Source organism: Actinoplanes sp. CA-030573, from assembly GCF_050951115.1.
Taxonomy (GTDB): Bacteria; Actinomycetota; Actinomycetes; order Mycobacteriales; family Micromonosporaceae; genus Actinoplanes.
Genome location: NZ_CP192038.1, coordinates 1,101,881 through 1,118,061, shown reverse-complemented (window position 1 = coordinate 1,118,061; position 16,181 = coordinate 1,101,881). Strand labels below are relative to the sequence as shown.

The 16,181-nt window shown below is 73.1% G+C and carries 10 protein-coding genes; 6 read left to right on the top strand and 4 right to left on the bottom strand.

The features are described from left to right. Nucleotides 1–9: 9 nt before the first annotated feature. Nucleotides 10–684, bottom strand: a complete 675-nt coding sequence (locus ACQP2F_RS05135; RefSeq protein WP_433301107.1) for an alpha/beta fold hydrolase — start codon at nucleotides 682–684, stop codon at nucleotides 10–12. 70 nt (nucleotides 685–754) lie between these two features. On the opposite strand from ACQP2F_RS05135, the gene ACQP2F_RS05130 reads away from it, so the two are divergent. The 3 genes from ACQP2F_RS05130 (at nucleotide 755) to ACQP2F_RS05120 (ending at nucleotide 5,982) form a co-directional block, all read left to right on the top strand. Next, on the top strand, nucleotides 755–1,840 hold the full coding sequence (locus ACQP2F_RS05130; RefSeq protein ID WP_433301106.1) for an AAA family ATPase: 1,086 nt from the start codon (nucleotides 755–757) through the stop codon (nucleotides 1,838–1,840). Between the two features lie 132 nt (nucleotides 1,841–1,972). Beyond that, complete coding sequence (locus ACQP2F_RS05125) at nucleotides 1,973–3,340, top strand: response regulator transcription factor (protein ID WP_433301104.1); 1,368 nt, start codon at nucleotides 1,973–1,975, stop codon at nucleotides 3,338–3,340. Between the two features lie 710 nt (nucleotides 3,341–4,050). After that, nucleotides 4,051–5,982, top strand: a complete 1,932-nt coding sequence (locus ACQP2F_RS05120; RefSeq protein ID WP_433301102.1) for an ABC transporter ATP-binding protein — start codon at nucleotides 4,051–4,053, stop codon at nucleotides 5,980–5,982. Here the strand turns inward: ACQP2F_RS05120 and ACQP2F_RS05115 are convergent. Further along, entirely contained in the window at nucleotides 5,979–6,185 is a 207-nt protein-coding gene (locus ACQP2F_RS05115; RefSeq protein WP_433301100.1) for a hypothetical protein, read from the bottom strand. The genes ACQP2F_RS05120 and ACQP2F_RS05115 overlap by 4 nt on opposite strands. An 81-nt stretch (nucleotides 6,186–6,266) precedes the next feature. On the opposite strand from ACQP2F_RS05115, the gene ACQP2F_RS05110 reads away from it, so the two are divergent. Next, a protein-coding gene (locus ACQP2F_RS05110) for an IS3 family transposase (RefSeq protein WP_433294327.1) occupies nucleotides 6,267–7,435 on the top strand; the annotation gives its coding sequence in 2 pieces (ribosomal slippage) (nucleotides 6,267–6,551 and nucleotides 6,554–7,435; 1,167 coding nt in all). A gap of 9 nt (nucleotides 7,436–7,444) precedes the next feature. On the opposite strand, the gene ACQP2F_RS05105 is transcribed toward ACQP2F_RS05110, so the two are convergent. Both ACQP2F_RS05105 and ACQP2F_RS05100 read right to left on the bottom strand, forming a co-directional pair. Beyond that, nucleotides 7,445–7,681, bottom strand: a complete 237-nt coding sequence (locus tag ACQP2F_RS05105) for a hypothetical protein (protein WP_433301098.1) — start codon at nucleotides 7,679–7,681, stop codon at nucleotides 7,445–7,447. A gap of 53 nt (nucleotides 7,682–7,734) precedes the next feature. Further along, nucleotides 7,735–8,889: an acyl-CoA dehydrogenase family protein gene (locus ACQP2F_RS05100; RefSeq protein WP_433301097.1), complete on the bottom strand. Its 1,155-nt coding sequence runs from the start codon at nucleotides 8,887–8,889 to the stop codon at nucleotides 7,735–7,737. 93 nt (nucleotides 8,890–8,982) lie between these two features. On the opposite strand from ACQP2F_RS05100, the gene ACQP2F_RS05095 reads away from it, so the two are divergent. Next, nucleotides 8,983–10,350 (top strand): UDP-glucose dehydrogenase family protein, encoded by a 1,368-nt coding sequence (locus ACQP2F_RS05095; protein WP_433301095.1) that lies wholly within the window; start codon nucleotides 8,983–8,985, stop codon nucleotides 10,348–10,350. 111 nt (nucleotides 10,351–10,461) lie between these two features. Continuing rightward, nucleotides 10,462–15,999, top strand: coding sequence for a proline-rich domain-containing protein (locus ACQP2F_RS05090; protein WP_433301093.1), 5,538 nt, complete (start codon nucleotides 10,462–10,464; stop codon nucleotides 15,997–15,999). Nucleotides 16,000–16,181 lie beyond the last annotated feature (182 nt).

Below are 16,181 nucleotides of genomic sequence, written 5' to 3'. Positions count from 1 at the left end.
CGCTGGGCATCAGCCGCTGGTGGCGGCGGTGATGAGGTCGGCGACCTCGGCCGGGTGGGTGACCATCGCCAGGTGGCCGGCGTCGGCCTCGACCGTCGTCGCGCCCATGCGGTTGGCGAACTGGCGCTCGGCGGCGGGCGGGATGGCCTCGTCGTGGGCGGCCACCAGGTACCAGGTGGGCAGCGACCGCCAGGACGGCACGCCCATCACGTCGCCGAAGGCGGAGCCGGCGACGGGCTGCTGGACGGCGTGGAGCACGCGGGCGCGGACCGGGTCGACGTCGGCGGCGAAGTGGCCCACGAAGTCGGTCTCGGGTAGCCAGATGAAGCCCTGCTTGTCGGTGACCAGGTGCTCGAGCGCGGGCGGGGTCGGTCCCTGGCTGAGCAACGCCCCCAACGCCTCGCCCTCGTCGAGGCCGAACGCGGCGATGTAGACCAGGGCGGCCGCGTTGGGGGCGTCGGTGCCGAGCGCGGTGATGATCTGACCGCCGTACGAGTGGCCGGCCACCACCGTCGGGCCGTCCTGCGCCTCCAGCACGTGCCGCAGCCGGGCGACGTCGTCGGCCAGCGACGTGAGCGGGAACTGCGGCGCGGTCACCCGGTGCCCGTCCGCCTGCAGTCGCGCGATGACGTCGCTCCAGCACGATCCGTCGGCCCACGCGCCGTGCACGAGGACAATGTTCATGATGATCCCCTTCCCTCGGTACAAGCTCACCGTCCATGCTGGCCAGCGGGGCTGAGCCGGGGGTATCCGCATGTTTACTGCACTGGTGCCGTTGCGAGACGCGGAGACGTCGGACCTCTGCCGGCTCGTCGACCCGCCGCCGGCCGAGAGCCACGTACACGTGCTAGCGGGCGAGCCGGGGATGGGAAAGACGATCCTGCTCGGCCAGGTGATCGCGCGGGCCCGGGAGCAGCGCCTCACCGTCCTGTCGAGCACCGGCCGCGAGTCCGAGAAGGACCTCGCCTTCGCCGGCCTTCACCAGCTGCTGCGCCCGGTCCTGGACCGCCTCGACGACCTGCCCGCCCGGCAGGCACACGCCCTGCGCGGAGCCTTCGGACTGACCGACGACCCCGTACCCCCCGACGCGCTCCTGACCGGCCTGGCCCTCCTGACCGTATTGTCGCAGATATCGGAAGAACACCGGTTACTGGTCGTCCTGGACGATTGTCAGTGGCTCGACCAAGCTTCCCTTAACACGGTGATTTTCGCGGCCCACCGCCTGCTCGACGAGCCCGTCACGTTGATCCTGGCCGGCCGCACGAAACTGCCGACGGACTTCGCAACGACGGTTCTGCAGCCGTTGACCAGCGAGGACTCGACCCGCCTGCTCGACCAGCAGCCGCACCCGCCCCGGGGACAGGCCCGCGCCCAGATTCTCGCCCAGGCGGCGGGCAACCCGCTGGCACTGACCGAGCTGTCCAAGGTGGTGCGGCACGGCCACCATCTGGCGTCCGAGCCGCTCCCCCTGACCGACCGGCTCACCGCGATCATGGCGGCGACATTCCAGGACCTTCCTTCCGTCGTACGGGAAGATCTCCTGCTCGCCGCAGTGGCCGACGGAGCCCGCGTCCCGGGCGTCACCGCCGCCACCCTCGCCCCGGCGGAGAAGGCCGGCCTGGTCCGGATCGACGGCGCCGGCCCGCAGTTCACCCATCCCTTGGTCCGCGCCGCCGTCTACCACGCGGTGCCGTTCGCCGAGCGGGCCGCCGTCCACCTGCGCGTCGCCGAGGCCCTGCACGACCAGCCCGACCGCCGCGCGTGGCACCGGGCCGCCGCCGCACTCGAGCCGGACGAGGGCGTCGCCGCCCTGCTCGAACGGACCGCCGCCCAGGCCTAGCGGCGGGGCGGCGCCGCCGCGGCCGCCCGCGCCCTCGAACGCGCCGCCGAGCTCAGCCCGGCCGCCGCCGACCAGGTTCGCCGCCTGCTCGCCGCCGCCGCTCTGGCCCAGGCCACCGGCCAGGCCGACTGGGTGCGCGACCTCGCCGACCGCGTGCTGCGAAGCAACGCCACGCTCGAGCAGCATCTCGCCGCCCGGCAGCGAAGCGGCTGGGCGCAGATCTGGTCCGGCCACCACGCCGCCGGGTTCGCCGCGCTGCTCGCGGTGGCCGAGGAGGCCGAGTCGCCGGAGACCGCCTGGAACTCGCTCTCGTTCGCCGCCACCGTCGCCTACCAGGCCGGATCCAGCGACGAACGGGCCGCCGTGCTGCGCACGCTCGACCGGATGCCGACCCCGTCGGCCGAGCGCAGGCTCTGGATCCGGGCCTGCACCGAGCCGCCCGGCGTGGACGGGCAGATCACCGAGCCGGTCACCCATCCGGTGCTGGCGGGCTCGGCGGCCTGGCTGCTCGACCAGAGCGACCTGGCGGTCCGGCTGCTGCGCGACGAGCTCGACCGGCTGCGGGCGCCCGGCATGCGGGGCGGCAGCGGCGGCGCGATGTCGTCGCTGATGTGGGCGTGCGTCGACAGCGGCCGGTGGGACGAGGCGCTGGCCGTCGCCCGGGAGGGGCGCGAGGTAGGCGCGGCCTACGGGCTTGGTCCGGTGGTCGCCTCGGCCCATCTGACGACCGCCTTCATCGGCATCCTGCGCGGCGACTTCGAGCAGCTCGCACCCCTGACCGCCGACCCGACGGTGTATCGGTCGGCTGCGGCCCGGGTGCGGCATGCCGCCGGGTTGGTCGCCTACTCACAAGGCAACTTCCCCCTCGCGTACGCCCAATTGAGTCACCTTTTCACCGGTGACGGCGAGCCTTTGCACCACCGCGTCTCCTATTTGGCCGTCGCGGATCTGGCGGCGGCCGCGGCGCGCGTCGAGCGCCCGGCGCCGCTCGGTCGCGCGCTGGAGATGATGGCGGTCGCCAACCCCCGGATGCGCCAGATCGCCGCCCGTGCCCGCGGCCTGCTCGTCGACCCGGCCTTCTTCGCGAGCGCGCCGGACGGGTCGCAATGGCCGTTCGAACAGGCACAGCTGCGCCTCGACCACGGCGAATGGCTGCGCCGCCAGCGCCGCATCAACGACGCCAAGCCGGTGCTGGCGGCCGCCCTCGAGACGTTCCAGAGCCTGCGCGCGACCCCGTGGGTCCGGCGCGCCGAGACCGAACTGCGCGCGTGCGGCGTCTCCGAGCGGGTCGCGCCCGACGCGCTCGCCGACCTGACCGCCCAGCAGCGCGAGATCGTCCTGCTGGCCGGCCGCGGGCTGACCAACGCCGAGATCGCCGACCGGCTGTTCCTGTCCCCGCGCACGGTCGCCTCACATCTGTACCGCTCGTACCCGAAGCTCGGCGTCGCCGGCCGTCACCAGCTGCGCGACCTCACCGAAGCTCGGCCTCGAACCCCGTGAGCAGCCAGCGCCCCGATCCCGGCCGTTCGCCAGCAGCTGGGCCAGGTGTGGATAGTCGCCGCCGCCCGGCCTGGTGGTCGCTCCGCTCGGCGCCGGCGCGGTCGTCACCGTGGCGCCGGCCGGCCGCATCTCCGACCGGTTCGGTCCGGCGACCGGCCCTGCGGATCCGAGATTCCGGGTGAGCCGTTGCGGTGGCATGTGGGGGCGTAAACCTCGTTTGATTGGTCGCATCCGACCTCTGCCCCGACGGCCCGGTGTCAAAGCCGCCCGCACGCCGCCCCGCGGCCGAACGCCCGCACGCCAACTCGCAGCCGACCGCCGGCACACGACTGCCCCCGTGGCGAAGCCATCCCGGGAGACACGGGCTGACCGGGGAATCTGCCGCTATCCGCACCGGAATCCGCCTGTGGACAACGACGGAAAGTTGCCGTACCGAGCTGCTCAACTCACCCCACCCAATGACGGGGTGGGGTCGACCAACCAGCGCGGCCCTGTGCACAACGGCCAAACTTGTCACACCCTGCTGCTTAACTCACCCCCCACCCACAGACGGGGTGGGGACCAACTCAGCCGACCAAACCGATCGAAGGCTGTCAAATCGACGGCTGCACACCCGGGCCCGATCGGATGGAATACCGGTGGGTTCTGCGTGCCGCGCCCGCGGGGGCGTTCGCGGCCCGGTACCCCTATGTGTCGGTCACGGAGAGGGGATGCCGCGGGTGGGCACGAAGACGAAGGACGTACCGGAACAGGCTCGTCCCCCGGCGGTGGAGTTCACCCTGCCCGAGCTGCGCAACGCCTGGTGGGAGCACGGCCTAAGGCAGCGGGCGTCGACCGGCGTCCTCGGTGTCTTCGCCGAGCAGCCGGTGCTGCTCAAGCAGGCCGCGGTGATCAGCTGGCAGGCCGACCGGCTGCGCACCCTGCTGGTGGTGCTGGCGACCGTGGGCGGCGGTGTCATGTCGACGTTCGGGCTGCTCTCGACGCAGCGGCTGCTCGTGGAGCTGTTCGCCGGCGGGCCGACCCCGGAGCGGGTGCGGGCCGCGCTGCCCGCGCTGGCGCTGCTTACGGTGGTGACGGCGATCCGCGGGGCGCTCGGCATCGCGGTCGGCTACGCGCAGAACGGCCTCACGCCCCGGGTCAACCAGGCCGCCGAGCGGCGTCTCTTCGAGGCCACCACCGCGGTCGAGCTCGGCGCCTTCGACCAGGACGCGTTCGCCGATGACATGGAGCGCGCCACCCGGGGCAGCGACGCGGCGATCGGGCTGGTGCAGGGCATGACCAACATGCTGGCCGGCCTGGTGAACCTGCTCGCGGTGGCGGTGGCGGTCGTGGTGATCAATCCGCTGCTGCTGATCGCGCTGGTGGTGGCGACGCTGCCGAACGGCTACGCGGCGGTGCGGGCGGGACATCTGCGGTACGCGTCATATCTCAACGGCTCGGTCCGCCGGCGCCGCCTGTGGGTGCTGCAGCGGCAGATGGCCGAGCGCGATTCGGCGCCCGAGCTGCGGTCGTACGGTCTGCGCGGTTTCCTGCTCGGCCAGTACGACATGGTGATGGACGCCCAGACCACCGAGGATCTGGCCCTGGCCAAGCGGGTCACCACCACGACCAGCGTCGGCGCGGTGATCAGCGGCCTCGGCCTGGGCGGCGTCTGGGTGCTGCTCGGCCTGCTGCTGTGGGACGGCCGCATTCCGCTGTCGGCCGCCGTGACCTGTGTCGTCGCCGTGCAGGCCGCCCAGCGGGCACTGTCGACGGTGACGTTCCAGCTCGACCACATCTACACCGACGGCCAGTTCTTCAAGGGCTACACCGACTTCCTCGACCGGGCCCGCACGTTCCTGCCGCCGTCGCTGCCCGGGCGGCCCAGCGCGCCGGTACTGCGCGAGGTGGCGATCAGGAACGTGAGCCTGCGCTACCCGGACCGCGACGACCGGGCGGTCGACGAGGTGAGCATGACCATCACGGCCGGGCAGACGGTGGCCTTCGTCGGCGAGAACGGCTCGGGCAAGTCGACCTTGGCCGCGATGATCGCCGGACTGCGCGCGCCGACCGAGGGCTCGATCACCTGGAACGGCCGGCCGCTGGGCGAGTGGGACCAGGAGTCGCTGCTGTCCCGGGTGGCCGTGGTGCTGCAGGAGCACCACAAATGGCCGTACACGGCGGCCACCAACATCGCGATGGGCGACCTGACCGTCGGCGCCGAGCAGGCTCGCATCGAGGGCGCCGCAGCCCGGGCCGCCGCCCACGAGACGATCCTGGCCCTCCCACACGGCTACCAGACGCTGCTCGACCGCACGTTCAAGGACGGCCAGGACCTCTCCGGCGGCCAGTGGCAGCGGCTGGCCGCCGCCCGCGGCATCTACCGCGACGCCGAGCTGCTGGTCACCGACGAGCCGTCCTCGGCCCTGGACCCGCGCGCCGAGGACACCCTGTTCCAGGCGTTGCGCGAGCGCCAGGGCCGCAAGACCACGATCCTGATCACCCACCGGCTGGCCAACGTCATCCACGCCGACCGCATCTTCGTCCTGCACGAGGGACGCCTGATCGAGGAGGGCACGCACGCCGAGCTGATGGCGGCCGGCGGCCGCTACGCGGAGCTGTTCACCCTCCAGGCCGCCGGCTACGTCGGCGAAGCCACCTAGCGCGGCTGGGCGAACGTCAACCTGTCCTCGGCCAGGATGTCGCGGTCGAGGACAGCGAGGTAGACCTCGTCCACGCTGCCAAAGCTGGCGTTGGCGAAATCGAGTTCCAGAGCTTCCGCAGCGCCTCGCACGGCCGCTTCGTCCGGCCCTTCGACTTCGAGGAATGTGGGTAGTCCTGGCCAGGTGTCCAGGTCGAAAGCCACATCGCCGAGACCTGGGTCTGCTGCACCAATAGGTGACATCTGAGATGGCTTGCCGTGACGGCGGGCTGGAAGGATGTTGCTGTGCCCAAGCCCTACCCCCGCGAGTTCCGCGACGACGTCGTGCGGATCGCTCAAGGCCGCGATCCTGGCGTGACGGTGGAGCAGATCGCGAAGGACTTCGGGGTCCACCCGATGACGTTGTTCAAGTGGCTGCGTCAGGCTGACATCGACGCCGGCGCCGAGCCCGGCGTGAGCCGCAGTGATTCCGCTGAGCTGCGCGAAGCGCGTAAGCGGATCAAGCTCCTCGAGCAGGAGAACGAGGTCCTGCGCCGGGCTGCGGCGTATCTGTCGCAGGCGAATCTGCCGGGAAAAGGCTCTACCCGCTCGTGAGCGAGCTGGCCGCCGACGGGATCCCCGTCGCGGTGACGTGCCGGGTGCTGACCATTGCTCGACAGCCCTACTACCGGTGGCTTGCCCGCCCGGTCACCGACGCCGAGCGGGCCGAGGCGTACCGGGCGGACGCGTTGTTCGACGCCCACCGTGACGACCCGGAGTTCGGCTACCGGTTCCTGGCCGACGAGGCCCGCGCCGCCGGGCAGCCGATGGTCGAGCGCACCGCCTGGAGGATCTGCTCCGGTATGGGCTGGTGGAGCGCGTTCAGCCGCAAGCGGCGGCGCGGCAAAGGTGGCAGGCCGGGCCCACCCGTGCATGACGACCTCGTCAAACGTGACTTCACCGCCGACGGGCCGAACCAGCTATGGCTGGCCGACATCACCGAACACCGCACGCTTGAGGGCAAGCTCTACCTGTGCGCGATCAAGGACGTGTGGTCGAACCGGATCGTCGGCTACTCCATCGACTCGCGGATGAAATCTAGGCTGGCGGTCAATGCCCTGCGCAACGCCGTCGCCCGCCGCGGTGAGGTGGCCGGTTGCGTGCTGCACACCGACCGCGGGTCGCAGTTTCGCAGCCGGAAACTCGTCCTCGAACTGCACCGTCACCACATGATCGGATCAATGGGCCGCGTCGGCGCCGCCGGCGACAACGCCGCCATGGAATCCTTCTTCGGCCTACTACAGAACAACGTCCTCGATCGCGGGACCTGGCCCACCAGACAAGCATTGAGGACCGCGATCGTGACCTGGATCGAACGGACCTACCACCGCCGGCGACGCCAACGAAGCCTGTCCCGGTTGACCCCTATCGAGTACGAGACCATCATGAGCCCACCGGCCAGTCAGGCCGCGTGACTTGTCCTGTCACCTATCGGTGCAGCAGACCCCCTCGTCGGTGACGTGCTTGTAGGTGAGGGTTATCCGGTGGCCTTCGTCGCGGAGGCGTAGCCATCCTCCGCGTCGCTCGATGTCATCGTTCTGGAAGACGATCCGGCGCATGAGAGTGCGAGGCATGACGCACGTCGCAGACTGGCTGATCAGCTTGGCCTTGACGGCGTCGACGTCGACGGCGAGGAACCGGGCCTCATACTCGGTCTGCATGGACCTCCCGTCGGCGCCGCTCTCGGCGGCGTCATCGCCGCGCGATTCGCACATCAGTCCTTCAGCAGCTGGCGCGCCATCACGATGCGCTGCACCTGGTTCGTACCCTCGTAGATCTGGGTGATTTTGGCATCGCGCATCATGCGCTCGACCGGGTAGTCGCGGGTGTAGCCGTAACCGCCGAGCAGCTGGACCGCGTCGGTGGTGATCTCCATCGCGGCGTCCGAGGCGAAGCACTTCGCGGCCGCGCCGAAGTATGTCAGGTCGGCGTCGCCGCGCTCGCTCTTGCCGGCGGCGGTGTACGTCAGCTGCCGCGCCGCCTCGAGCTTCATGCCCATGTCGGCCAGCATGAACTGGATGCCCTGGAAGTCGGCGACCGGCTTGCCGAACTGCTTGCGCTCCTTGACGTAGCCGGTGGCGAAGTCGAGCGCGCCCTGGGCGATGCCGATGGCCTGGGCCGCGATGGTCACCCGGGTGTGATCGAGCGTCTTCATGGCGGTCGCGAAGCCGGTGCCCTCCTCACCGATCATGCGGTCGGCCGGGATGCGCACGTTGTCGAAGTACACCTCGCGGGTCGGCGAGCCCTTGATCCCGAGCTTCTTCTCCGGCGCCCCGAACGAGACGCCCTCATCCGACTTCTCGACGACGAAGGCGGAGATTCCCCGCGAGCGCGCGGTCGGGTCGGTGGCGGCGAAGACGGTGTAGAACTCCGAGACACCCGCGTTCGTGATCCACCGCTTGACCCCGTTCAAAACCCAGAAATCCCCATCCCGTACGGCCCGGGTCGTCATCGACGCCGCATCCGAACCGGCCTCCGGCTCCGACAGGCAGTACGAGAACATCGCCTCGCCCGACGCCACCTTGGGCAGGTAGCGCTGCTTCAGGTCGTGCGAGGCCGCGATCAGCAGCGGCATGGTCCCGAGCTTGTTGACCGCCGGGATGAGCGACGACGAGGCGCAGGCTCGCGCGACTTCCTCGATCACGATGGCCGTGGCCAGCGCGTCGGCGCCCGCTCCCCCGTACTCGACCGGAATGTGCGGCGCGTGGAAGTCGGAGGACCGCAGCGCGTCGTACGAAGCCTTCGGGAACTCGGAGGTCTCGTCGGCCTCGGCGGCGTTGGGCGCCACCCGGGCGTCGCAGACCTCGCGGACCGCGGCACGGATGGTCTCGTGGTCCTCCGGCAGCCGGTAGACGTCGAACTCAGACATATGGGCGCGCCCTTTCCAACAGAAGCGGAAACCACGAGCTATGTTACTGGCGCGTAGCGCGCGCCGACCAGGGGCTTGGTCGTTAAGCCGGACGTGACACATCCCCGCCTGTCGTTCCTCGGCACCGGCTACCTGGGCGCCACCTACGCCATCTGCTTCGCCGAGCTCGGCTACGAGGTGATCGGCGTCGACGTGGACGCCGCCAAGATCGACGCGCTGGCGGCGGGGCGGGTGCCGTTCCACGAGCCGGGGCTGGACGATCTGCTCCGGCGCGGCCTGGCCGGCGGGCGACTGCGCTTCACCACCGACTACGCCGAGGCCGCCGAGACCGCGGAGGTGCACTTCATCTGCGTGGGCACACCGCAGCGCCCGGATGGGATGGGCGCTGATCTCACGTACGTGGAACAGGTCGTCACCCACCTCGCACCGCTCCTGAAGCGCCGCGCCCTCATCGTCGGTAAGTCGACCGTGCCGGTGGGCACGGCGGCGTGGGTGGAGCAGCTGGTCGCCAAGCTCGCCGATCCCGCCCTGGGCGTCGAGGTGGCCTGGTCGCCCGAGTTCCTGCAGGAGGGCTACGCGGTCGAGGACGTGCTGCGCCCCAACCGGATCATCGCCGGCGTGCGCTCGGAGTGGGCGAACACGCTGCTCGCGGCCGCCCACAAGGGCGTCTTCGACCTGGCCGCCACCGAGGACCGCGAGGTGCCGCTGGTGGTGACCGACTTCGCGACGGCCGAGCTGGTCAAGGTGGCCGCCAACGCGTTCCTGGCCACCAAGATCAGTTTCATCAACGCGATGGCCGAGGTGTGCGAGGTGGCCGGCGGCGACGTCACCCAGCTGGCCCGGGCGATCGGCTACGACCCGCGGATCGGCAACCGGTTCCTGCAGGCCGGGCTCGGTTTCGGCGGCGGCTGCCTGCCCAAGGACATCCGCGCCTTCCAGGCCCGGGCGCAGGAGCTGGGCGCGGGCGAGGCGCTGCGCTTCCTGCACGAGGTCGACCTGATCAACACGCGGCGGCGGGGCCGGGTGCTGCAGCTCGCGGCCGAGCTGCTGGATCGGCCGGCCGGGCCGGCGGGACCGGACCTCTCCGGGACCCGGGTCGCGGTGCTCGGCGCGGCCTTCAAACCCCTGTCCGACGATGTACGGGACGCGCCCAGTCTCGCCGCCGCGGCCGCTCTCGCCGCGGCCGGTGCCGACGTGCACGTCTACGACCCCCAGGCCATGGACAACGCCCGCCGCGTCCAGCCGTCCCTGGCGTACGCGCCGAATGTGCTCGAAGCCGTGCGGAACGCCGAGCTTGTGGTGATCGCCACCGAGTGGGCCGAGTTCCGCAACGCCGACCCGGTGGCGCTGGGCGAGCTGGTCGCCGCGCGGCGGGTCATCGACGGGCGGAACTGCCTGGACCCGGCGCAGTGGGCGCGCGCCGGATGGACCTACCGGGGGATGGGTCGCCCGCCCGCGTGACGACGTCTGCGGCGTTTCGCGCCCGTTTCCATAGATCTCCGCCCCGGTGAGCCTGTTCTAATGAGGTGTCGTACCGGCATGCTCTAGTTATCCCGGGGTCGAGGAGGTGCCGTGGCGCAGGCTGGACAGTCCGACAGCTACGACGAGGAGCTGGCCCGGATCGATGCCTCGATCGCTGATCTGAAGATCCGCGACATGGCCGCCGCGAAGGAGCGCACCCAGATCGCCGCCAAGATCCAGGCGGCGCAGTTCCAGCGCGACATCCTTGCCCACGCGAACCAACAGTCAAAAGCCAAAAAAGCGGCAAAATCCCGGCGCGTACGGCGAAAGCCCGCCGAGGACTTCCCGCCCCCTCCCCCGCCGGCCGGCCGTGTCGACGAGCCGCCACCACCCCCGCCGGGCGCCACCCCGGTCAGCGATGACCCGCCGCCCCCGCCCGGCGCCCGTCCCGGCGACACGCCGCCCCCGCCGCCGGGCTCGTCCGGCGCCGCCGCCGGACCGCCGCCCTCCGCCTCCCGCCCCACCAGCCCGCCGCCGACCGGCTCCCGCCCCGGCGGCCCGCCACCCGGCGCCGACGCCACCGGTGCTTCGGTCGGCGCCGGCGCCGCGGGTTCGCCGCCTGGCTCGCACGCCGCCGGTCCGCCGCCCGGCTCGTACGCCGCCGGTCCGCCGCCCGGCGCTCGCGCCGCTGGTTCGCCGCCCGGCTCGCACGCCGCTGGTTCGCCGCCCGGCTCGCACGCCGCCGGTCCGCCGCCTGGCGCTCGCGCCGCGGGGCCGCCTCCGGCGGGCGCCCGTGGCCGGCCGACCGGCCCGCGCCCTGAGTGGTCGCCGCCCGGCACGCCGCACACCGGGCCGCCCGGCTTTGCCAGCGACGGGGTGACCGCCCTGGTCGACGACCCGCCGCCGACCGAGCGGGTCGCGCCAGCGCCGCCGCGCCGGGCCGGGTTCACCGGCGGCGAGCAGCATCCGCCCGAGGCCTCCACCCAGTCGGTGCAGAACATCCTGCTCGCGCTGGGCGCCCTGCTCATCGGCGTGGCCGCGGTGGTCTTCGCCGGCGTGGCCGTCGACAACCCGGTGGCCCGGGCCACGATCCTGGCCGTCTTCACCGCGATCGCCCTGATCGCGGCGCCCGGCATCGCCCGGCGCGGGCTGAGCTCGACGGCCGAGACGGTGGCCGGCGTGGGCCTGATCCTGCTGCCGATGACTTTCTACGCGCTGCACGACAGCGCGCTGGCCGGCGGCGACCGGGTGTCGCTGCCGCTCTACCTCGGCGTCACGTTCGCGCTGACCGCGGTGGCGGCGTTCCTCTATGCGACCGCGACCCGGCTCAGCGCGCCCCGTTACGCCACGGTCATCGCGCTCCAGCCGGTGCCGCTGCTGCTCGCGTACCCGGCGATCCACAGCCCGGCCGGCTGGGGCATGGCGCTGACCGTCGTGGCCGTACTCGACCTGCTGCTGCTCACCACGGTGATCCGCAGCGGCCGGCTGGTGCCGCAGTGGCCGATCGGCCGCCCGGTCGCCGCCGACCGCGAGAACCTGGCCGACGCCGACGAGGCGTACGCGGCGGGAGCCGCCGACGTCGCCGGCCGCGGCGCACCGGTGGAGACCCCGCTGCGTCCCGAGTCGCTGCCCGAGGAGCCCGACCTCATCCTGCACGGGATGACCGGCCGGCAACGCTGGCGCTGGCTGCCGACCCGCATCTTCCCCGGTCCGCGCCCGGCCGGCGCGCCGCCCGCGGGCTCGGTGCCGCTCGCCCCGCCGGCCACGCCGCCGTCCGCCGACTGGCTGCGCGAGCTCACCTTCGCCCTGCTCTGTGTGGCCAGCGCCGGCGCCCTGCTCTACTCCTCGGTGGCGCTGCTGCAGGCCGGCGCGGTCGCCGACGCGGTGCGCTCGAGCCTGGTGCTGGTGCTGGCCGCGCTGGCCGCGGTGGCCGCCGCCCACCTGCTCGACAACCTGCTGGCCCGCAACATCACCGGCGGCGTGCTGACCATCGCGGTGATCGGCTCGGCCGCCCGGATCGCCGACGTGGTGTCGCCGCACTGGACGCTGGTCGTCGCGGCCGCCACGATCGCGGTCGCCGGTGCCGTAGTCAGCCTGCTGCCGGCGGCGGTGCGTACCGGGCCGGAGATCGCCTCGGCCATCGCCCTCGTGATCATCACGCTCTTCCTGACCATCGACGGCGTACGCGCGGCGCTCGCCCCGCTCCAGGCCGCCCGCCCGATCTGGAACGCCGACACCGAGCACTACGCGCAGCGCATCGCCGAGGCGGCCGGCCCGTCCGGCTGGCTGCTCGCGTTCAGCGCGCTGCTGGTCACCATCGCCGCCGCGCTCGCCCTGCCCCGCTCCTGGCGGCACGAGGGCGCCGTGATCGGCGTCGCGCTGACCGCCCTGGCCGTCCCCGCCTCGCTCGGCCTGCGCTGGTCGGAAGCGCCCTGGCCGCTGGTCCTCGGCGCGATCGCGATCGGCGGCGCCGGCCTGGCCGCGAGCACCCGCCGCATCGCCGTCACGCACGTGGCCGCCGCCGGTGCGGTCGGCCTGTTCGGCGCCGGTGCCGCGCTCAGCGCGTCCTGGCTCACCGCCGCCGTACTCACCGCGCTGGCCGGCGCCGGCGTGATGATCGCGGTGGCCGCCCGCCAGATCCCGATCCGGCTCTACGCCTGGCTGGTCGGCGACTGGGCCGCCGGCGCCGCCGCCCTGGCGCTGCCCGGCGCGGTGGTCACCGCCTCGCTCGCCGTCTCCGACACCGGGGACGGCCCGCCGCCGACCGAGGCCGTCACCGTGCCCGCCCTGGCCGTCGGCTTCCTGGCCGTCGCCGCCACGCTCAGCTATGCGGCCGTCTTCCAGGTCGCCCGCCGCGAGATCAGCGTCCCGCTGACCGCCGGCACCGGCCTCGGCGCCGTCGCACTGGCCCTGGCCGCGCTGCTCGCCCCCGGCGCCACCGCGCCCGACATCTGGGTCGGCGCGCTGCTGCTGGTCGCGGCCGGCCTGCTGTTCTTCGCCCGCTCGATCGACAACGGCCGGCGCAGCGACCGGGTGCTGGACGGCCCCGACATCGCGGCCGCCGCCGCCACGGTGGCGATCTGCGGCGCCCTGGCCCGGGTCTTCGCGCTGGCCTTCCCGAAAGCGCCGCTGGCCGTCGCCGGCGTGGTGGTGCTGATCGTCGCGCTCGGCGTGGCCGCCCTGCCCGACGACTGGCGCCGCGGACCGGTGCGCGGCCTGGCACTGGCCGGCGTGGTGGTCGGCGCGATCGCCGGCTACCAGGCGCTGGGCGGCGGGCTGCGGGTGCTGGGCCTGCACGGCGCCGTCTGGGCCGCCGACCTCTCGCAATACTCGACGAACCCGCCGGCGGGGGCCTGGCAGGCGCCGTTCGCGCTGGTCGTGGTGGCCCTCGCGGCCGCCTTCGCGGCGCCCCGGCCCTGGTCGTACGCGATCTCGGCGACCTGCGGCGCGCTGGCCGCCATCGGCACGCCGTACGCGATCGGGCTGCCCTGGTGGTCGCCGCTGCTCGTGGGCGGGGCGGTCGGTCTCGCGTACGCGATGGCCGCGATCGCCGCCGCCGATCCCCGCGCCGCCCTCTGCCGCGCCGCCGCGGCCGCCGCCGTCCTCCTGCACGCCGCCGGCGCCGGCCTCGCCCGCCCGTGGTCCACCGGCGTCGCCCTGCTGGTCATCGTGGCCATCGGCGGGCTCACCGCGGCCATGGCCCGCACCCCGGTCGCCTACACGACCACGCCCGAGGACGCACCGCCGCTCGACTCGGGCGGCTTCTGGAACCCGGTCGTCACCGAGGCCGACCTCGCCCGCGACGACACCGGCATGCCCCGCCACCGGGCCCAGATCGGCGGCGCCGCGACCGGCGCCGTGCTGCTGGCGCTGCCCGGCGTGCTGGCCGCTCTCGCCGCCGACCAGGGCCACAGCGCCCAGGTCGTGCTCACCGCCGCGCTGGCCGCCTCGAGCCTGGGCCTGGCCGTGCTGGCCACGATCGCCCGCTGGATCCCGCAGTACCTGCCCTGGGCCACGGTCGGCCTGGTGCTCGGCGCGACCGGCACCGCCTTCGCGTCGATCCCCACGCCGTACTCGACCGCCCTCTACGCCGCCGCCGCGGCCCTGCTCGGCGTGCTGGCTGAGCTGCTGCGGGGCGCCACGCCCGCCCCCGGCCTGACCGTGGCCCGCAACCGGTTCTGGTCCGGCACCCGCTACGAGACCTCACGCTGGACCGTTTTGCGCCCGAGCGGCCTGAGCGGCCGCTGGATGGTCGACCCGGCCACCAGCGCCGTCCTGATCGCCCTGGTCCCGACGATCCTGGCGCTGTTCTCGATCGCCCCTGCTCTGCGGGCCGCCCTGGTCGACCCGCTGCAGCAGGCCCAGCACATCTGGGACGGCCCGATCCCCGCCCTCGCCCACCCCGCGTCCGGCTACGTCGACGGCACCAGCGTGCTGGCGATCGTGCTGCTCACCGCGGCGGCCGCGCTGGCCGCGATCGGCTTCGGCGGCCGCGCCTCGGAGGCCGTGCCGGTCATCCTCCCCGGCGTGGCGATCACCATCCTGATCGCCCCGATCGCGCTGCGTGCCCCCTTCCCGGCCGCCACCTCGGCCGCCCTGATCGTCTTCACGATCGTGATGCTCGGCCTGGCGCTGACCCCGCCGCCGATCACCACCCGGGCTCCGCTGCTGCGCACCACCCGCAACGTGGTCTTCGTGATCGGCCTGCTGGCCGGCAACGCGGGCCTGTCCGGCAGCCTGGCCCAGCAGGACCTGACGCTGTTCACCCTCGGCTCCGCCGTGGGCGTCGGCCTGGTCGCCGCCCTGGCCGGCAAGACCCAGCACGCCCGCATCCTGGGCTGGCTGTTCACCGCCCTGATGGGCCAGCTGTTCGTCCTCGCGGTGGCCGTGGCCGCCGGTGTCGAGCGCTCGTGGGCCGCCTTCGGCGTCCTGGCCGTCGGCGCCGCGTTGCTCATCATCGAGGCGACGGTCCCGCGCCTGGGCCTGCCGCAGTACCGGGCCGAGGCGACGACGGTCGAGTGGGCCGGCTACACGTCGGCCATCCTGGCCGGCGCGCTGGCCTTCGACTCCCCCGCCCACCTGGCCGCCCTGCTCGCGGCGTGGGGTGCGGTCCTCGGCCTGGCCGCGTCGCGCTCGGGCCGTTCCGCCAACCAGCGGCGGCTGCTCTTCTGGCTGGCGGTCGCCTTCGAGATCGTCGGCTGGTGGCTGTTCATCGCGCTCGGCGGCGTGGCCGTGCCCGAGGCGTACACGTTGCCGTTCGCCGGCATGGCCCTGGCCGTCGGCGTCGTCGAGTCCCGCACCCGCACCGACCTGTCGAGCTGGGCGGCCTACGGTCCCGCCCTGCTGGCCGCCTTCGTCCCCACAATCGGCATAGTCCTGGCCGGAAGCGGTGGCGAGCTGCGCGAGGTGCTGCTCCTGCTGGGCGCCGTAGCGACGCTGATCGTCGGCTCGACGTACCGCCAACAGGCCCCGGTCGTGGTAGGCGCCGTAGCCACCGCCATCGCAGCGATCCACTTCGCCGTCACCTTGGTAGGCCCGTGGGTGGTCCTGCTGCCGCTGGGCGTGATCCTCTTGATCTTCGGCGCCACCAACGAGAACCGCCGCCGGACCCGGGAGGGGTTGAAGAGTCGCTTGGTCGGCATGCGTTGATGGTGTGGGCAGCCGCGTGGGGGACGTGATTCATCGGCTGTCCACGGCGCATTTGACGTCGAATGAAGCGCTGGTTGCGTCGCGCCGCTCCTGCGGTCGGCAGTTTGCCGCTCAGCGCCCGTCTCTCCTGCCCGCCGCTTCCGCCGCCCGCCGCGCCCGCCGCCCGCCGCGCCCGCCGCCCG

What these genes read in the sequence shown, in the direction of transcription:
- ACQP2F_RS05130 (WP_433301106.1), top strand. Translation starts at nt 755, where the DNA reads ATGTTTACTGCACTGGTGCCGTTGCGAGACGCGGAGACGTCGGACCTC.
- ACQP2F_RS05100 (WP_433301097.1), bottom strand. Translation starts at nt 8,889, where the DNA reads ATGTCTGAGTTCGACGTCTACCGGCTGCCGGAGGACCACGAGACCATC.
- ACQP2F_RS05135 (WP_433301107.1), bottom strand. Translation starts at nt 684, where the DNA reads ATGAACATTGTCCTCGTGCACGGCGCGTGGGCCGACGGATCGTGCTGG.
- ACQP2F_RS05120 (WP_433301102.1), top strand. Translation starts at nt 4,051, where the DNA reads ATGCCGCGGGTGGGCACGAAGACGAAGGACGTACCGGAACAGGCTCGT.
- ACQP2F_RS05105 (WP_433301098.1), bottom strand. Translation starts at nt 7,681, where the DNA reads ATGCAGACCGAGTATGAGGCCCGGTTCCTCGCCGTCGACGTCGACGCC.